This window comes from Actinomyces bowdenii, assembly GCF_017592395.1.
GTDB classification, from domain to species: Bacteria; Actinomycetota; Actinomycetes; order Actinomycetales; family Actinomycetaceae; genus Actinomyces; species Actinomyces bowdenii.
Genome location: NZ_JAGFOU010000001.1, coordinates 206,694 through 223,303 on the forward strand (window position 1 = coordinate 206,694; position 16,610 = coordinate 223,303).

At 76.3% G+C, this 16,610-nt stretch carries 11 protein-coding genes; 7 read left to right on the forward strand and 4 right to left on the reverse strand.

What is annotated here, in order from left to right:
- Nucleotides 1–150 precede the first annotated feature (150 nt).
- Entirely contained in the window at nt 151–2,766 is a 2,616-nt protein-coding gene (locus J5X07_RS00860; protein ID WP_208478357.1) for a (Fe-S)-binding protein, read from the forward strand.
- A gap of 144 nt (nt 2,767–2,910) precedes the next feature.
- On the opposite strand, the gene hemQ is transcribed toward J5X07_RS00860, so the two are convergent.
- The 3 genes from hemQ to J5X07_RS00875 form a co-directional block, all read right to left on the reverse strand.
- On the reverse strand, nt 2,911–3,762 hold the full coding sequence (gene hemQ, locus J5X07_RS00865; RefSeq protein ID WP_124933980.1) for a hydrogen peroxide-dependent heme synthase: 852 nt from the start codon (nt 3,760–3,762) through the stop codon (nt 2,911–2,913).
- A 145-nt stretch (nt 3,763–3,907) separates the two neighbouring features.
- The gene (locus J5X07_RS00870) at nt 3,908–5,182 is read right to left on the reverse strand and encodes a ferrochelatase (protein ID WP_124934034.1); all 1,275 of its coding nucleotides are present in this window, start codon (nt 5,180–5,182) and stop codon (nt 3,908–3,910) included.
- Between the two features lie 125 nt (nt 5,183–5,307).
- On the reverse strand, nt 5,308–6,726 hold the full coding sequence (locus J5X07_RS00875; protein WP_124933981.1) for a glutamyl-tRNA reductase: 1,419 nt from the start codon (nt 6,724–6,726) through the stop codon (nt 5,308–5,310).
- Nucleotides 6,727–7,014: 288 nt separating this feature from the next.
- Between J5X07_RS00875 and J5X07_RS00880 the strand changes: the two genes are divergently transcribed.
- The 6 genes from J5X07_RS00880 (at nt 7,015) to hemL (ending at nt 15,194) form a co-directional block, all read left to right on the forward strand.
- Nucleotides 7,015–8,253: a uroporphyrinogen decarboxylase family protein gene (locus J5X07_RS00880; protein ID WP_424924063.1), complete on the forward strand. Its 1,239-nt coding sequence runs from the start codon at nt 7,015–7,017 to the stop codon at nt 8,251–8,253.
- Nucleotides 8,250–9,806 carry a protoporphyrinogen/coproporphyrinogen oxidase gene (locus J5X07_RS00885; RefSeq protein WP_208478358.1) on the forward strand — a complete coding sequence of 519 codons (1,557 nt, stop codon included), beginning with the start codon at nt 8,250–8,252 and terminating at the stop codon, nt 9,804–9,806. The genes J5X07_RS00880 and J5X07_RS00885 overlap by 4 nt, the downstream gene beginning before the upstream one ends.
- A gap of 39 nt (nt 9,807–9,845) precedes the next feature.
- A complete protein-coding gene (hemC, locus tag J5X07_RS00890; protein ID WP_124933984.1) occupies nt 9,846–11,018 on the forward strand; it encodes a hydroxymethylbilane synthase in 1,173 nt (390 codons plus the stop codon).
- Nucleotides 11,018–12,070, forward strand: coding sequence for a uroporphyrinogen-III synthase (locus J5X07_RS00895; RefSeq protein ID WP_124933985.1), 1,053 nt, complete (start codon nt 11,018–11,020; stop codon nt 12,068–12,070). The genes hemC and J5X07_RS00895 overlap by 1 nt, the downstream gene beginning before the upstream one ends.
- Nucleotides 12,071–12,373: 303 nt before the next feature.
- Nucleotides 12,374–13,441: a porphobilinogen synthase gene (hemB, locus tag J5X07_RS00900; RefSeq protein ID WP_124933986.1), complete on the forward strand. Its 1,068-nt coding sequence runs from the start codon at nt 12,374–12,376 to the stop codon at nt 13,439–13,441.
- A 277-nt stretch (nt 13,442–13,718) separates the two neighbouring features.
- Nucleotides 13,719–15,194 carry a glutamate-1-semialdehyde 2,1-aminomutase gene (gene hemL / locus J5X07_RS00905; RefSeq protein ID WP_124933987.1) on the forward strand — a complete coding sequence of 492 codons (1,476 nt, stop codon included), beginning with the start codon at nt 13,719–13,721 and terminating at the stop codon, nt 15,192–15,194.
- Between the two features lie 363 nt (nt 15,195–15,557).
- On the opposite strand, the gene J5X07_RS00910 is transcribed toward hemL, so the two are convergent.
- Nucleotides 15,558–16,550: a macro domain-containing protein gene (locus tag J5X07_RS00910; protein ID WP_124933988.1), complete on the reverse strand. Its 993-nt coding sequence runs from the start codon at nt 16,548–16,550 to the stop codon at nt 15,558–15,560.
- Between the last annotated feature and the right edge of the window lie 60 nt (nt 16,551–16,610).

Genomic DNA, 16,610 nt, shown 5'->3' on the forward strand with positions numbered 1-16,610 from the left:
GCGCTCACCCGGCCGGGGGCGCCCGCCCCATGGGGCTCCTACATTGAGCAGGACGCCCATGGTGGCCGTACGGATGGCCCGGCCGGGCGCCGTCGACCCACTCCAGGCGGCCCCTGACCTCGTTGACGCATCTGAGGAGAAGCCGAGCCGATGAGCGCTGTGCAGATCGTCTGTGCCATCGTCGTCATCATCACCACGACGATCGGGCTGGCTGTTTTCGCACGCGCCTGCTGCACTATTGCCGCCCGCATGGCGGTGGGGCGCGCCGTGCCCCACGCCCGGATCCGGCCGGCGGGCAGGCGCCTGGCCCTCATGCTGGGCGCGGTGGTGGGCCACACCGCCTTCAAGGGCCGGCCCCTCATCCGGACCGCCCACTGGCTGGTGATGGTCGCCTTCCCGCTTCTCTTCCTCACCCTGGTCTCCGGGTACGGGCAGGTCCTTGGCGGGGCCTCCTTCTCCCTGCCGCTCATCGGCCACGCCGCCTGGTGGGGGTGGGTGGTCGATGGGATCGCCTGGCTGTCGACGGCGGGGATCGTGGGGCTGAGCATCCTGCGCTGGCGCCTGACCCGCGCCGGGCGCGCCGCGCCCCCCTACCCCCAGGACTCCCAGGGCGGCCAGCGCCCGCGCACCTCCCGCTTCGCCGGGTCGACCGCGTGGCAGGGCAGGTTCGTCGAGGCCACCATCATCGGGGTGGTGGCCTGCGTGCTGGCCCTGCGCATGCTGGAGCACGCCCACCTGGCCCTCTCCCCGGATGCCGCCCAGCGCGCCCTGGCCTCCTGGACGCACTTCCCGCTGACCGCCTGGAGCGGGCCGCTCCTGGAGCCCCTGGGGGCGCGGGCCCTGGAGGGCGCCATCCTCATCACCGCCACGCTCAAGGTGGTGCTGTCCATGAGCTGGTTCGTGGTGGTGGGCCTGCAGCCCTCCATGGGCGTGGCCTGGCACCGCTTCCTGGCCTTCCTCAACATCTATGCGCGCCGCGAGGCCAACGGCTCCAAGGCCCTGGGCCCCCTGGAGCCGATCCTGGTGGAGGGCGAGCCGCTGACCGAGGCGAGCATGGAGCGCCTGGAGGAGGCCATGGATACCGCCGAGAGCGGGCAGGGCCCCGAGGTTCGCCTGGGGGTGGGGCGCATCGAGGACTTCACCTGGAAGGGCCTGCTGGACTTCTCCACCTGCACCGAGTGCGGCCGCTGCCAGGACCTGTGCCCCGCCTGGAACACGGGCAAGCCCCTGTCCCCCAAGCTGCTGGTCATGGCGCTGCGCGACCACCACGCCGCGGCCGCCCCCTACCTGCGGGCGGCCGGCGCCCTGGGGGTGGATCCCGAGGAGGTCACCGATGAGATGGTGGCCGGCCGCCCCGCCTCCGGCGGCCCGGTGGGCCGGGCGCTGGGCATGCGCGACGGCCTGGCCCGGGGGGCGGATCTGGGCCAGGAGGCGGGCAGCCCCCACACCGGGGATGTGCTCGGCGCACTGCTCGCGGCCAAGGCGGCCCCCTCCCCGGAGGGCGTGGCCGCGCGCCCCGCGCCCCTGGCCGGGGAGGTCATCCCGCCCGAGGTGCTGTGGTCCTGCACCACCTGCGGGGCCTGCGTGGACCAGTGCCCGGTGGATATCGAGCATGTGGACCATGTGGTGGACATGCGCCGCCAGCAGGTGCTCATGGAGTCGGCCTTCCCCAAGGAGCTGGGCGGCATGTTCCGCAAGCTGGAGTCCAAGGGCAACCCCTGGGGGCTGGCGGCGCGCAAGCGCATGGACTGGGCCAAGGGCCTGGACTTCGAGGTGCCGGTGGTGGGGGCGGATGTGGACTCCGCCGCCGAGGTGGACTACCTGTTCTGGGTGGGCTGCGCCGGGGCCTATGAGGACCGGGCCAAGCGCACGACGCGGGCGGTGGCCGAGCTGCTGCACATCGCCGGGGTGAGCTTCGCGGTGCTGGGCGACGGCGAGACCTGCACCGGGGACCCGGCCCGGCGCGCGGGCAACGAGATCCTCTACCAGACGCTCGCGGCCCAGAATGTGGAGACGCTCAATGAGGCGGGGGCGCAGCGGATCGTGGTCACCTGCGCGCACTGCTTCAACACGATCGCGCGGGAGTACCCGCAGATCGGCGGGCGCTACGAGGTCCTCCACCACACCCAGCTGCTGGCCCGCCTGGTGCGCGAGGGGCGCCTGAGGCCCGTGGCTCCCGGGGCTGCCCGGGATGCTGAGCCCGCCAGCCCGACGGCGCCATCACCCCAGGAGCGGCAGGCTGCGCCAGACGCCGAGGGCTCCACGGCTGACAGCGCCGGGAGCGCGACTCCCGCGTCGTCGGCGCCGGTGGCCCATTCCGAGGGGGCACAGCCGATCCCGGATGCCGCGGAGGCCGGGCCGGCAGCCGGAGCGCTCCGGACGCCGGCGGCGTCCCAGGCCCCCTCCGCGCCGACCGTCACCTACCACGACGCCTGCTACCTGGGGAGGCACAACCGCCTCTACTCCCCTCCTCGCGAGCTCATCGAGGCCACGGGGGCCACGGCGGTGGAGATGCCGCGCAGCCGGGAGCGGGCCCTGTGCTGCGGGGGCGGCGGGGCCAGGGCCTTCATGGAGGAGTCCATCGGCACGCGCATCGCCGCGGAGCGCTCGCGCGAGGCGGTGGGCACGGGGGCCCAGGTGATCGCCACCGCCTGCCCCTTCTGCACCACGATGCTCTCCGACGGCGCCGCCTCCCAGGGCGCCGAGGTGAGGGTGGCCGACGTGGCCACCCTCATGCTGGAGGCCGTCCAGCGCGGCCGGGGCTGAGCCGGGGCCGGGGCTGAGCCGGGCGCCCACCACCGCCGGCCCCTCCTCCGCGGTTTTGCCCTTCAAGACGCAGTTTCACCCCGATAGAGGGGGCGGATCTGCGTCTTGAAGGGTAAAACCGCGGGCGAGCCCTGTGCTGGCGCCTCAGGCCAGGGGCTGGCGCTCGGCCCACTGCTCGGGGCTCAGGCGGCGCCCGGTGTAGAAGGGGGTGTCCTGGCGCACGTGCAGGCGCGCCTCGGTGTAGCGCTGGTGGTGGATGACCCCCTCCAGGCGGTCGAGGGTGTCGGCCTCGAAGCCCAGGATCCACTCGTAGTCGCTCAGGCCGAAGGCCGCCAGCGTGGAGCCCTTGACGTCGGGGTACTTGGAGAACCCGTTGCGCCCGTGCTGGGCCATCATGCGCGAGCGCTCCTCAGGGGCCAGCAGGTACCACTCGTAGGAGCGCACGAAGGGGTAGACCATGAGCCAGTCGCGCGGGGCGACTCCGCCGAAGCAGGCGGGGATGTGGCGGCGGTTGAACTCCGCGGGCGTGTGCAGCCCCATGCAGGACCACACCGGCTCCAGGTAGCGGCCCAGGGCACTGGCCCGCAGGCGGTGGTAGGCGTCCTGGAGGACCTCGGGGTCGTCGTCGAGCCACCACAGGAGCAGATCGGCGTCGGAGCGGAACCCGGCGACGTCGTACCAGCCGCGCGTGGTGGCCCCGGAGCCCTCCATGAAGTGGGAGGACTCCCCGATGAGGCGCTCGCGCGCGGGCTGGGCGGCAGGCAGCGGCGAGGTCAGGCGGAAGACGCCGTAAAGGGCGTAGTGGTTCTGGTCGTTGACGGCGTCGAGGTCGACGTCGGTGGCGTCACGCGGGTCGCGGTGGGGGTGGCGCTCCTCATCACGGAAGCGGTGCACGCGGCCCTCCGGCTGCGGGGCCTCCCCCTGCGCCCCGCCCTGCGGGGGCCGGGTGCCGGCGGGCGCCTCCTGGGCGTGATCGGGGTGCTGGCTGTGGGTCATCGGTACTCCTTCATCTCTCATCTCTCTTATCTGGCTCGCGCCGATGCTCACCGGCGCTGCTCGCCCCCGGCGGAACCTACCGGACCTCCCGGGGCCGTCCCACATGGCCGGCCCCGGGCGGCGCGGGCCGAGGCGCGCACCCGAGTCAACTGCGGGGACCGCCCCCATGCCCGTGGCCCGGGTGCCCTCCCTGCCCGGCGGAGGGGCGGCAGCACTCGGGCGGGCAGACGGTGTGGAAGGGCCCCAGGCCGGTGGTGGACTCCGGGTGGACGCTCTCCCCGCGGGCCGCGGCGGCCCGCTCGGCCAGGACGTCGACAAGGGAGGAGACGAAGGCCGGGTGCGTGCCCGCGGTGGCGGCCCGGGCGTAGGGCATGCCCAGGGCCTCGGCGGTCTCGCGGGCCTCGGTGTCCAGGTCGAACAGGACCTCCATGTGGTCCGAGACGAAGCCGATCGGGGCGACGACGACGCCGGGCGCCCGACCCCGGGGCGCCTGGTCGGCGATGGCCTCCAGGCGGTCGTTGATGTCGGGCTCCAGCCAGCGGGCCTGGGGCGGCCCGGAGCGCGAGCAGTAGACGAGCTCGTGCTCGGGCCGGCGGTCCAGGCCCAGGCGCTCGACCACCCGGGGAAGAATGGCCTCGATGAGGGCCTCATGCTGGGCGACGTAGGAGATCTCGGTGGACAGGTCGGGGCTCACCCCGGGATCGAGCGGCCCGGGGCCCCCGGGCTCCACCGCCCGCCCGGGCCGGGGGGCCGATCCCTCCTCCATGGGCACGGGGATGGAGTGGGTGACGAAGAGCAGGCGGATGTCCTGGGCGGCCACGCCCTGGTCGGCCAGCCGCCGGTAGGCGGTGGCGATCGCCTCGGTGTTGGCCTCCAGCATCCCGGGGGTGTTGTAGTAGGGGCGGGCCTTGTCGACCACGGGCGCCTGGGCGCCCAGAGGGGCCCCGCCCCTGCCGCCCACGCGGGCCGCGGCGTCGGCCTCGGGGCCCTGGCCGGTGGCGCCGTCGGTGCCGGACTCCAGCTGGCCCAGGGCCGCGCTGAGGTCCTCGCGGTACTGGCGGCACCCGGAGTAGGAGCCGTAGGCGGAGGTGGTCAGGGCCAGGATGCGGCGGGCTCCGGCGTCGGCCAGCTCGCGCAGGGCCTGACTGACGAAGGGGTGCCAGTTGCGGTTGCCCACGACCACCGGGACGCTGGAGCCGCGGCGCGCCAGCTCGGCACGCAGGGCCTCCAGCAGCTCGGCGTTGCGCTCGTTGATCGGCGAGGCGCCCCCGAAGCGCTGGTAGTGGCCGGAGACCTCCAGCAGCCGGGAGTCGGGCACGCCCCGGCCGGCGGTGGCGTTGCGCATGAAGGGCAGGACGGCGTCGGGGCCGGTGGGGCCGCCGTAGGACAGCAGGAGCACGGCATCGTAGGGGGCGAGCATGTCCGTGCCCGGGCCGCCGGCCAGATCGGTCAGGTCAATGGCCTCAACGGGCGCGGGCCCGGTGCCGGCGGTCTCGGCCGGGTCGCGCAGGACCCCCGCCTGCCTGGTATCGGTCCTCACATCGGTCATGTCATATCAGCCTTATCAATATTCGCCTGGACAACATCAGATCCTATCACCAGGGCGAGCGCCTCCCGGTAGGCCTCCTGCTGCCCGGCCTCACCGGCGCGGCGGGCCTGGACGGTGGGCCGGTGGAGCAGGCGGGCGGCCAGGCGGTGCAGGGCCTGCTCGGCCTGGGCCAGGGGGATCATGGGCTCAGAGCCGGGCCCCGCCTCCGGCTCGGGCCCGGAGCCAGCCGCCCGCTCCCGGCCGGGCCCCGAGCCCCCGTGATCCCGGGGGCCTCCGGCGGCCGCGGTGCCGGCGGGGCGCAGCCGCACGACCTCCTCCTCCACGGCCCGGGCGACACGGGAGCGCAGCCCCGCGATGACGGGGCCCATGCAGCGCCCGGCCAGGCTCCGCTCGAAGTCGGCGAGCTCCTCCTCCACGATCCGCCAGGCGCTGTCCACCTCCTGGCCGGCGGCCTGGGGGACGGAGGCCTGGACATGGTCCAGGTCGAGGTGGATGACGCCGGGCAGGTCGGCCACCTCGGGCTCCACATCCCTGGTCAGGGCCAGGTCGAGGACCACGCGAGCACCGTGCCGTGCGGGCTCCAGGCCGCTCATGAGCCCCGTGGTCAGCACCGGTGCGCCCAGGCCGCGGCAGGTCAGGACCAGGTCGGCCCGGCTCAGCGCCTCGCGCAGCCCCCCGGGCGGGACGGCCCGCAGTCCGCGCTCCTGGGCGAAGGCCCGGGCCCTGTCAGTGGTGGAGTACACGCCGATGCGCCCGGCCCCGCGCTCCCGCAGCGCACCGACGGCGGCGCCGGCGTAGGAGCCGGTGCCCACCAGGAGCACCCGGCACTGCGAGAGCGCGGGCAGGTGGGATCCGGCCAGGTCGAGCCCGACGGCGACGACGCTGCGCCCCCGGCCCGCCAGGGCGGTCTCCCCCGCCACCCGGCGCGACACGACCGAGGCGCGCTCGACGGCGCGGATGATGGGGGTGCTCAGCGTGCCCTCCGCTGCAGCGGTGCGCTGGGCCCGGCGCAGCTGGCCGGCGATCTGACGCTCGCCGACCACCATGGAGCGCAGCCCGCAGGCCGTGGCGAACAGCTCGCGGTAGGCCTCCTGCCCGCTGGAGCCCTCCAGGCGCAGGTCGCCGACGGGCAGGCCCGCGCGCTCGGCCAGGAGCCCGGCGACGGCGTCGGTCAGGACGGGCGGGCCCATCCGGGCCGGGGCGGCCGCACCGCCCCCGCCCTGCGGGCCGGGAGCCTCCTCGTCGGTGTCCACCAGGAAGGACAGGCGGTTGCAGGTGGACAGCACCAGCGCTCCTCGCAGCCCGAGTGGCGCGGCGAGGAGATCGGGCCCCAGCTGCGGGGCGGCCGCCCCCAGGCGCGCGACGACGTCGAGCCCGAGGTGGCGGTGATCGGCGGAGAGGAAATGAATAGCCACTGCCTCCGCATTGAATCACCAGGGGCCCCTGTGCGCACAATTGGTGCGCTGACAGCACAGCATTGTGGTGACAGCGCGTCAGAATTACTTTCATGACGCCGGGTCATCTCCTGGTCACAGCAGCAGACCCGCACCACGACAACGAAAACCACCCGATAAGGAAGCCCTCGCACAATGACAGGCATTTCGTCGAGACATTCCGGGAGCGCCGCGCCGCAGCCCCCCGACGCCCACAGCGCCGACGATTCTGAAAGCAATTCGTCACAGAATTTGCGCGGCATCGGTGCGGTGCCTCTCGACGCCCCCCTGCCGCCGCTCCTGGAGGCCCTGGGCGGCCGCGCACCGGCCCGCACACCGGTGTGGTTCATGCGCCAGGCGGGCCGCTCCCTGCCGGAGTACCGGCGCCTGCGCGCCGGCCGCCCCATGCTGGAGTGCTGCCTGGATCCGGGCCTGGCCGCCGAGATCACCCTCCAGCCGGTGCGCCGCCACGGCGTGGACGGGGCCGTGCTCTTCTCCGACATCATGGTCCCCCTGCTGCTGGCGGGCGTGGGGGTGCGGATCGTCGAGGGCGTGGGCCCCGTCCTGGACTCCCCGGTGCGCGGCCCCCGGGACATCGAGGCCCTCATCGCATCCGGCCAGGACAGCGGCCTGGCCCCCGCAGGGCGGCTGGCCCCCCGGGTACTGGAGCCCATCACCCAGGCGGTGGGCCGCGCCGTCGCCGAGCTCGGCGCCCCTGGCCGTCCCGGCGCCCGCGAGCACCTGGGCCCACGAGCCCGCGCCGGCCTGGAGCACAGCGCCGGGGAGGCGGGCTGGACGCCGGTCATCGGCTTCGGCGGGGCCCCCTTCACCCTGGCCGCCTACATGGTCGAGGGCCGCCCCAGCCGCGACCACCTGGCGGCCCGCACCCTCATGCACTCCGAGCCCGCCGCCTGGGATCGGCTGATGACCTGGTGCGCCTCCATCACCGGCAGCTTCATGGCGGCCCAGGTGCGTGCCGGGGCCGCGGCGGCCCAGCTCTTCGACTCCTGGGCGGGCAGCCTGTCCCCCGCCGACTACCGCGAGCGGGTGCTCCCCTACTCCGCCCTGGCGCTGAGGATCGCCGGCGAGGCGGTCAGCCCCACCACGGGCCGGGCGGCGCCACTCATCCACTTCGGCACCGGCACCGCCCGGCTCCTGGCCGATATGCGCCGCGACGCCGACGCCGTCGGGGTCGATGAGCGCATCGGGCTGCGCGAGGCCGCCGAGATCCTGGCGGCCACCCCGTCGGGGGCCTGCCCCGTGCAGGGCAATATCGACCCGGCCCTGCTGGCGGCCCCCGAGGCGGTCCTGGGCCCGGCGGTGGAGCGGTGCCTGGAGCAGGGCGGAGCCGCTCCCGCCCATGTGGTCAACCTGGGCCACGGGGTGCCTCCGACCACCGACCCCGACGTGCTCACCGGCATCGTCGCCCAGGTGCACGGCTCCGACTCCTGGCGCGCGGTGGCCCGGGAGGGCTGGGACCCGCTACGGGATGAGGAGCCCGGGGCATGAGCGGCCCGCTGCGCTCCCGGTGGGACGCCGTCGTCGTCGGCGGGGGCATCGCGGGGCTGAGCGCCGCCTGGGAGCTGGCTCGCGCGGGGCTGCGCCCCCTGCTGGTGGAGGCCCGCGGCTACACCGGTGGGCTGGTGGCCAGCGCCCCCATCGCCGGGGTGCCCATGGATCTGGGGGCCGACGGCTTCGCCGACCGGGGCGGCGCTCCGACAGCAGATGGCGACCTGGGGCCCAGCGGCCTCATGGCCGGGCTCGGCCTGCGCACCGCCGCCCCGAGCGGGCGGGCGCGCCTCTTCCTGCCCCCCGCCCCGGACGCGCCGGGCGGGCCGGTGGCGTCCCGGGACTGGGGCATGCACCCCTTCCCCGCCGACTCCTTCCTGGGGATCCCCGCCGACCCGCTGGCCGACGACGTCGTGGCCATCATCGGCGCCCGGGCCGCCCGCCAGGCCGTCCGGGACCGCGAGCTGCCCGGCACCGTGGGCACCGATCAGGCCGGCGACCTGGCCTCCTTCGTCACGGCCCGCATGGGCCAGGGCGTCCTGGACCGCCTGGTGCGCCCCATCGTCGCCGGGATCCACAGCGCCGATCCGGGCGCCCTGGCGGTGGACAGCGTGCTGCCGGGACTGCGCGGGGCGACGGCCCGCCTGGGCTCCCTGGGGGCCGCGGTGGCCGAGATGCTCGCCCAGCGCCGCGCCACCGGTCAGCGCAGCGGGGACCTGGGCGTCGTCGGCGGCCTGTTCCGGGCCGCCGAGGCGATGCACCGGGGCATCGAGGCGGCGGGGGGCACGGTGCTCACCCGCACCGGCGGGCAGTGGCTCCGGCAGGAGGGGCCCGGCCGCTGGCGCCTGGGCCTGGCCCCCACCGGCCGGGGGCCCAGGCCCTCCGATGAGCCGGTGCCGGTGGGACCCGTGCAGGAGGTGGGCACGGGGCGCCTGGTCCTGGCCTGCTCCCGCGGTGCGGCCCTGCGGCTGCTGGGGGGCCTGCCCGGCCTGGAGGCGCGGGTGGAGGCCCCGTCGGGCTCGCCCATCGCGCGCCTCATCCTGGTGGCCCGCGCCCCCGGGCTCGATGAGGCCCCCGTGGGCTCGGGGCTGCTGGTGGCCCCCGCGGTGGGGGATGGCTCCTGCCCGGTGGGGGCCAAGGCCCTGTCGCATCTGAGCGCCAAGTGGCCCTGGATCGGCCAGGCCCTGCGGGAGCGGCACGGCCCGGGGGTCCACGCCCTGCGCCTGTCCTACGGGCGGCCCGGGGCGCCGCGCCCCCGGGTGGACCTGGACCGGGCGCTGCGGGACGCCGCCGCGCTGACCGGGGTGCGCATCGCGCCCCCGGAGGTCATCGACCACATGCTGGTGCGCTGGGATGAGGCCCTGGCCCCGACCACCCCCGAGGGCCGCGAGCGCGTGAGGCGCCTGGAGGGGCGGGTCGCGCGGGCCGGGGGCGTGGGGCTCACCGGGGCGTGGGTGGCCGGCAGCGGCGTGGCCGCCGTCGTGGCCCACGCCCGCCGGGTGGCCCGGACTGTGGTGGACGGCGCGCCGGAGGCGGGCGGGGAGCAGGGATGAGGATCATCGGCGATGAGCAGGGAAGGGGAGGAGCCGCTCATGCATGACCGGCACAGGGGCCGCGGTGACGGCGAGCGGCGGGCCCGGGGCCGGCCGGGCCCGGGCCTGCGCCTGGGGACGCGGGGCTCGCGCCTGGCCCTGACCCAGTCCGAGCAGGTGGCCCGCGCCCTGGAGGGGGCGGGCGGGCCGCCGGTCTCGATGGTCACCGTGCGCACCCGCGGCGACGGCAACCGCACCCCCCTGCGCGACCTGGGGGGCGTGGGGGTCTTCGCCGCCCGGCTGCGCCTGGCCCTGCTGGACGGCGAGGTGGATCTGGCCGTCCACTCCTGCAAGGACCTGCCCTCCGCGCCGGCGGAGGGCCTGGAGATCATCTGCATGCCCGCCCGCGAGGATGCCCGGGATGCCCTGTGCGCCCGTGATGGGCTGAGCCTGGAGGAGCTGCCCCACGGGGCGCGGGTGGGCACCGGCTCCCCGCGCCGGGCCGCACAGCTGCTGGCGCTGCGCGGCGACCTGGAGGTGGTGGACCTGCGCGGCAACGTGCCCACGCGCCTGGCCCGGGTGCGGGGCATGACGGGGGCGCTCGGGGTGGGCCGCGATGAGCCGGTGGCCCCGGCGGTGCGCGACGCCGAGGGGGACCTGGACGCCGTCGTGCTGGCCATGGCGGGGCTGGAGCGCCTGGGCCTGGGGCACTGCGCCACCCAGGTCCTGGACCCGGGGGGCATGCTGCCAGCCCCGGCCCAGGGGGCGCTGGCCCTGGAGGCCCGGGCGGGCGCGCGCCAGGACTGCCCCGCCCTGGGGCATGCCGCGGCCCGGCTGGAGGATGCGGCCACGCGGCTGGCGGTGACGGCGGAGCGCGCGCTCATGGCCTCCCTGGGGGCGGGCTGCGCGGCGCCCCTGGGGGCCTGGGCCCGCGTGGTCGAGGTCGACGCGGAGCCGGCGCCAGGCGGGGCCGGCAGCACGGGGGCCGCAGGCCGGGCGCTGGAGCTGCGCGCCCTGGTCTGCGCGCCGGATGGCCGCCGGCGCGTGGCCTGCACCGAGCGTGCGGCCCTGGGCCCGGCCTGCCCTCCCGGGGGCGCCGGCACCGTCCCGGCCTCCGGGCCCGACCTGGCGGCGGCCCAGGAGCTGGGCGCCCGTGCGGCGGCGGCCCTCCTGGAGGACGGTGCGGGCAGGCTCGTCGACCTGCGCGCCGGCAGGCCGGAGCGGCGCGGATGATGAGCCCCACCCACGTCGCGACCCACGATGGGGGCGGTGATACGGCCGCCCCTGAGAGCCGTCCGGGCACCGCCTCCCCCCGCTCCCCCCACCGGGGCTCCACCGCTGGGGCCCTGGCGGGGCGCACGGTGCTCCTGCCGCGCCGGCGCGATCCCGATGCCCTGGCCCACGAGCTCGTGCGCGGCGGCGCCCGCGTGCTGCGGGCCGCCCTCACCCGCAGCATCACAAGTCCCCGGCACCAGGAGGGGCTGTCGCGCCTCTGCGAGGATCTGGCGGCGGGCAGGGCGGCCTGGCTGGTGCTGACCTCGGCGCGCACCGTGGAGGCCCTCGCCCCCCACCTGCTCCGGGCGCTGCCCCGCCCGGAGCCGGCGAAGCGGGGCGGGACGAGGGCTGGCGGGAGGGTGCGGGTCGCCGTCGTCGGCCCGGCCACGGCCCGGGCCTGGCAGAAGGCCACCGGCCTGGCCCCGGACCTGGTGGCCCGGGGAAGCGCAGCGGCGCTCCTGGACCTGCCCGAGCTGGCCGCCGGCCCGCGCCCCGCGGTGGCCACGGCGCCCGGCGCTCAGGCGCCGCGCGCGCCGGGCCCGCCCGCGCGCCACTGCCCGGAGGCCCGCTCCCGGGATCCGCGCGCGGACCGGCGCCTGCTCCTGCCCGCCTCGGCCCTGGCCGACCCCGCCCTGGCCCGGGGGCTGCGGCACGCGGGCTGGGAGGTCGCGCAGGTGGAGGCCTACACGACGCAGGCCCTGGAGCCCGGGGAGGTGCCCGAGGAGCTGCGGGGCGCCTGGCGCCCCCGGGGCGGTGAGAACGGCACTGATGACAGCAGTGAGGGCCGTGGTGAGCGCGGCGTGGACGCCGTCGTCCTGACCGCGCCCTCCACGGCCCGGGCCATGGTGGAGCTGCTGGGCCGCCCCCCGAGGTCCGTGCGGCTCGTGGCCATCGGGGCCACGACGGCGCGCGCGACCAGGGGCCTGGGCCTGGAGGTGGCGGCGGTGGCCGGTGCGCCGACGCCGCAGGGCGTGCGCGAGGCCGTGGAGGAGGCCCTGCGGGGGCCGTGAGGGCGCCCCGCCGAGGCGGCGCTGCACATCTTCAGAGCCCGGGGAGCCGATCCCAGCCGCATGATCCGCATGATTTCGCGGCCCACTCCCCCACCACGCGGTTGAAGATGTGCAGCACCACCTGCGTTGCACATCTTCAGAGCCCGAAAAGCCGATCCCAGCCGCATGATCCGCATGATTCCGCGGCCCACTCCCCCACCACGCGGTTGAAGATGTGCAGCACGCGGGCGGGCGCCCCTGCCCCGCGGCATCGCCCGCTCATGCCATCCTCATCCCACCACCGCAAGTCCACGAAGGATCGCCATGACCCCCCACGCCACGCCCGCCCCCGCCCCGGCCGACGCCGCCGGCCTCCTGGCCCGCCACGGCATCCCCGCCCCCACGCCGCCCGTGGTCCGGCCCCGGCGGCTGCGCACCACCCCGGCCATGCGGCGCCTGGCCCGCGAGCACGTCGTCGACCCGGCCAGCCTCATCCTGCCGGTCTTCGTGCGCGAGGGCATCAGCGAGCCCCGCCCCGTCGGGGCCATGCCCGGCGTCGTCCAGCACACCCTGGAGACCCTGCGCCGTGAGGCCGCCGCCTGCGCCGAGGCCGGCATCGGCGGCATCGACCTGTTCGGGGTGCCCGCCGCCCGCGACGAGACCGGATCCCAGGCCTGGGCGCAGGAGGGCATCCTCAACCGGGGGATCGCCGCCGTGCGCGCCGAGGTGGGGGACGCGCTGGTCGTGTGCGCCGACACCTGCCTCGATGAGTTCACCAGCCACGGGCACTGCGGGGTGCTGCGAGGCCCAGGCCCCCGCGCCGGCGAGGTCGACAACGACGCCACCCTGCCCCTCTACCAGGCGATGGCGGTGGCCCAGGCGCAGGCGGGGGCCCATATGGTCTCCCCCTCGGGGATGATGGACGGGCAGGTCGCGGCGATCCGAGGCGCCCTGGATGCCGCCGGGCACGACGACGTCGCCATCCTGGCCTACTCCGCCAAGTACGCCTCGGCCTACTTCGGGCCCTTCCGGGAGGCGGTGGGCTCCACGCTCACCGGGGACCGGCGCACCTACCAGCAGGACCCGGCCAATGGGCGCGAGGGGCTGCGCGAGGCGGCCCTGGATGCCGCCGAGGGCGCCGACATCGTCATGGTCAAGCCCGCCGGCCCCTACCTCGACGTGCTGGCGGCGGTGGCGGCCGCCAGCCCCGTGCCGGTGGCCGCCTACCAGGTCTCCGGGGAGTACGCGATGGTCGAGGCCGCCGCCCGCAACGGCTGGGTGGAGCGCGAGCGCGTCATCGCCGAGTCACTGCTGGGGATCGCGCGCGCCGGGGCGGACATGATCCTGACCTACTGGGCCCGCGAGGTCGCCGAGAACCCGGCGCTGCGCTGAGGCCCCAGGCCAGCGGACCTGCAAGTTGAGAGCAGCGAACCTACGACTTCTCGCATCAGCGAAGCCACGGATCAGCGTCAGCGACCCTGCGGGCAGGCCGCTCCATGCCCCCGGGGCCGATTCCGGGCACGGGCCCCGCAGCCGTGGGCGCGGCACCACCCGGGCGCGCCGGTAGACTCCCTGGGCAGCAGGGCACCCACCGCCGCGCGCCCGGCGCACCGGGCGCGGGAGCCCTCCGCCCGCCAAGCCCGCCGTCCTCACCACCGCAGGAGCACGCATGCCCCACCAGGAGCCCCCCGCCCCGGAAAGCCTGACCAACGCCGAGCTCTTCGCCCAGGCGCGCGCCGTCATCCCCGGGGGCGTGGACTCCCCCGTGCGGGCCTTCGGCTCGGTGGGCGGAACGCCCCGCTTCATCGTCTCGGCCAGTGGCGCGCGCCTGCGCGATGCGGAGGGCGCCGAACTGGTGGATCTGGTGGGCTCCTGGGGCCCGGCCCTCCTGGGCCACGCCCACCCCCGGGTCGTCGCGGCCGTCCAGGAGGCGGCGGCGCGCGGGCTGTCCTTCGGGGCCCCCACCCAGGCCGAGACGCTCCTGGCCCAGGAGGTGCGCCGCCGCGTCCCGGCGGTGGACAGGATCCGCTTCGTGTCCACCGGCACCGAGGCCACCATGACGGCGGTGCGCCTGGCTCGCGGGGCCACCGGCCGCGACCTGGTGGTGAAGTTCGCCGGCTGCTACCACGGTCACTCCGACGGCCTGCTGGCCGAGGCGGGCTCGGGGGTGGCCACGGGAGGCCTGCCGGGCAGCGCGGGGGTGCCCGAGGCGGTGGCCGCCCAGACCATCGTCCTGCCCTACAACGACGCCGAGGCGCTGGGCGAGTGCTTCGCCGCCCAGGGCCCCCGGATCGCCGCGGTCATCTGCGAGGGCGCGCCGGCGAATATGGGGATCGTCCCGCCCCTGGATGGCTTCAACGCCGAGATCCGGCGGGTCACCGCCGAGCACGGCGCCCTGATGATCCTGGACGAGGTGCTCACCGGCTTCCGGGTGGGGCCGGCCGGCTGGTGGGGGCTGGAGGCCATCGACGGCTGGAGCGGTGGGCCGAGCGCCCACGGGACCGGGCCCACCGGGAGCCCCACCGCCCCATCCGCTGCCGCCGCCACTGCGGCAGCCCCCGCCGCCCCCTCCTGGCCGGGGCGGGACTGGCGCGAGCGCGCCGCCTGGGTGCCCGACCTGCTGACCTTCGGGAAGGTGGTGGGCGGCGGGATGCCGTTGGCCGCCGTCGGCGGGCGGGCCGAGGTCATGGATCTGCTGGCGCCCCTGGGCCCGGTCTACCAGGCCGGAACCCTCTCGGGCAGCCCCCTGGCCACTGCCGCGGGCCTGGCCACCCTCCAGCTCGCCGACGACGCCGTCTACCGCCGCGTCGAGACCGCCGCCCGGTCCATCGCCGAGATCGTCTCCCGGGCCCTGGAGGCCCAGGGCGTGGCGCACCGCGTGCAGCGGGCCGGCTCCCTGTTCTCCCTCATGCTGGGCCCGCAGGCCGCCGAGCGGGGCGTGCCCGACTACGAGGCGGCCCGCGCCCAGGAGACCTGGCGCTACACCCCCTTCTTCCACGCCTTCCTCGAGGCCGGGGTGGCCCTGCCGCCCTCGGTCTTCGAGGCCTGGTTCGTCTCCGCCGCCCACGGCGAGGCCGAGATCGAGGCGATCGCGGCCGCTGCGCCGGCGGCCGCCCGGGCCGCCGCCCAGGCCCGGCCGGCCTGAGCGCCCCGCACCCGGGGCCGGGCGAGCAGGGGCGGGTCACCAGCAGCAGCCACTGCGCTCCACGCCCGGGGCCGGGCCCAGGGAGCGCCTCCCCGGGAGGCTGTGGGCGCGGCCGGCGAAGACCCGGCCTGGGGGCGCACCAGCAGGGTTAAGTGCTTCAGGAGGGCTGCGGGGCTCACGTCCGGCGTCGTTTCGCGAAAAGAGCGTCACTTCGCGACTCAGGCGACACATACAAGGTACGTCCATTCCGCCAAGTGACGCCCTTGTCGCGAAGTGACGTCCCATCGCACCCCTGGGGATCGATCATCGGGGCCGGGAGCCGGGGCCCGGCTGGATGGGAGCGGGCCGGATGGGCCCGCCCGCTCAGGGCGCCGGGGCCAGGGTCCCCTCGAAGGCGGCGTACTCGGCCTCGGAGGTCAGGGCGATGACGACGCGCAGCCGGGAGTAGGGGTGGTCGGCCATCCACTGGGCCAGGGCGTCGAGGGCCACGGCGGCGGCCCAGGGCTTGGGGTAGCCGAAGGCCCCCGTGGAGATGGAGCACAGTCCCAGGCTGTTCATGCCCAGGCGGTCGGCCAGGTCCAGGGCGCTGGTGTAGCAGGAGGACAGCAGGTAGCGGTCCTCGCGGTTGGGCGGCCGGTTGTCCTCGGCCATGGGCCCCACCGAGTGGATGACGTAGAGGGCGGGCAGGTGGTAGCCGTTGGTGAGCACGGCCCGGCCGCTGGGCTCCCCCGTGCTGCGGCGGGCGGGGTCGGCGGCCTCGGCGTCGGCCATGTAGCGGGCGCACTCGGCGCGCAGCCCGGGCCCCGCCGCCGAGTGGAGCATGTTGTCCACGCAGCGGTGCCCGGGGACGAAGCAGCCGAGCATGCGCGCGTTGGCGGCGTTGAGCACGGCGTCGGCCCGCAGGCGCGAGAGCTCGCCCTGCCACAGGGCCACCCGCTGCCCCAGCGTCCCGGGCACGCCGTGGGTGGCCGCGAGGTTCGGCAGGGACAGGGCGTCCACGGCCCCCCGGGCGGCGGCCTCCGTGGCCAGGAGGAGGTCGAGGTCCCTGGCGGCGGCGATCGGCAGGGGGCCGGGCGGGCGGGTGGTGAGCAGGTAGTCCAGGTAGACGCGCAGATCCCCCGTATCCGCGGGGAGCGTCAGGTCCCCCCAGCTGGAGACGACCGGGGGGTCGGTGCGGATGAGGGAGAGGACCAGGCGCAGCAGGAGGGCCCTGCGGTCGCGGATGCCTCCGCGCGCGTCGAGGACGCCCGCAGCGGACCACGGGTAGGAGCCGTCGGCGACGTCGGGATCGTCCGCGGCATGCGCGAGCAGATCCTCCACATTGCCCGGGATTCCGCCAAGACGGCAGCCGCTCATCTACCCTCCTCGCCTTGCCTGAGCACACCATAGCCCGTGCGGCAGGCGGGAGGGCACCGG

Excerpts from the sequence above, each read along its gene's own strand:
- hemL (WP_124933987.1), top strand. The coding sequence starts at position 13,719 with ATGCCCCACCAGGAGCCCCCCGCCCCGGAAAGCCTGACCAACGCCGAG.
- J5X07_RS00885 (WP_208478358.1), top strand. The coding sequence starts at position 8,250 with ATGAGCGGCCCGCTGCGCTCCCGGTGGGACGCCGTCGTCGTCGGCGGG.
- J5X07_RS00860 (WP_208478357.1), top strand. The coding sequence starts at position 151 with ATGAGCGCTGTGCAGATCGTCTGTGCCATCGTCGTCATCATCACCACG.
- J5X07_RS00895 (WP_124933985.1), top strand. The coding sequence starts at position 11,018 with ATGAGCCCCACCCACGTCGCGACCCACGATGGGGGCGGTGATACGGCC.
- hemQ (WP_124933980.1), bottom strand. The coding sequence starts at position 3,762 with ATGACCCACAGCCAGCACCCCGATCACGCCCAGGAGGCGCCCGCCGGC.
- J5X07_RS00870 (WP_124934034.1), bottom strand. The coding sequence starts at position 5,182 with ATGCTCGCCCCCTACGATGCCGTGCTCCTGCTGTCCTACGGCGGCCCC.
- J5X07_RS00910 (WP_124933988.1), bottom strand. The coding sequence starts at position 16,550 with ATGAGCGGCTGCCGTCTTGGCGGAATCCCGGGCAATGTGGAGGATCTG.
- hemC (WP_124933984.1), top strand. The coding sequence starts at position 9,846 with ATGCATGACCGGCACAGGGGCCGCGGTGACGGCGAGCGGCGGGCCCGG.
- hemB (WP_124933986.1), top strand. The coding sequence starts at position 12,374 with ATGACCCCCCACGCCACGCCCGCCCCCGCCCCGGCCGACGCCGCCGGC.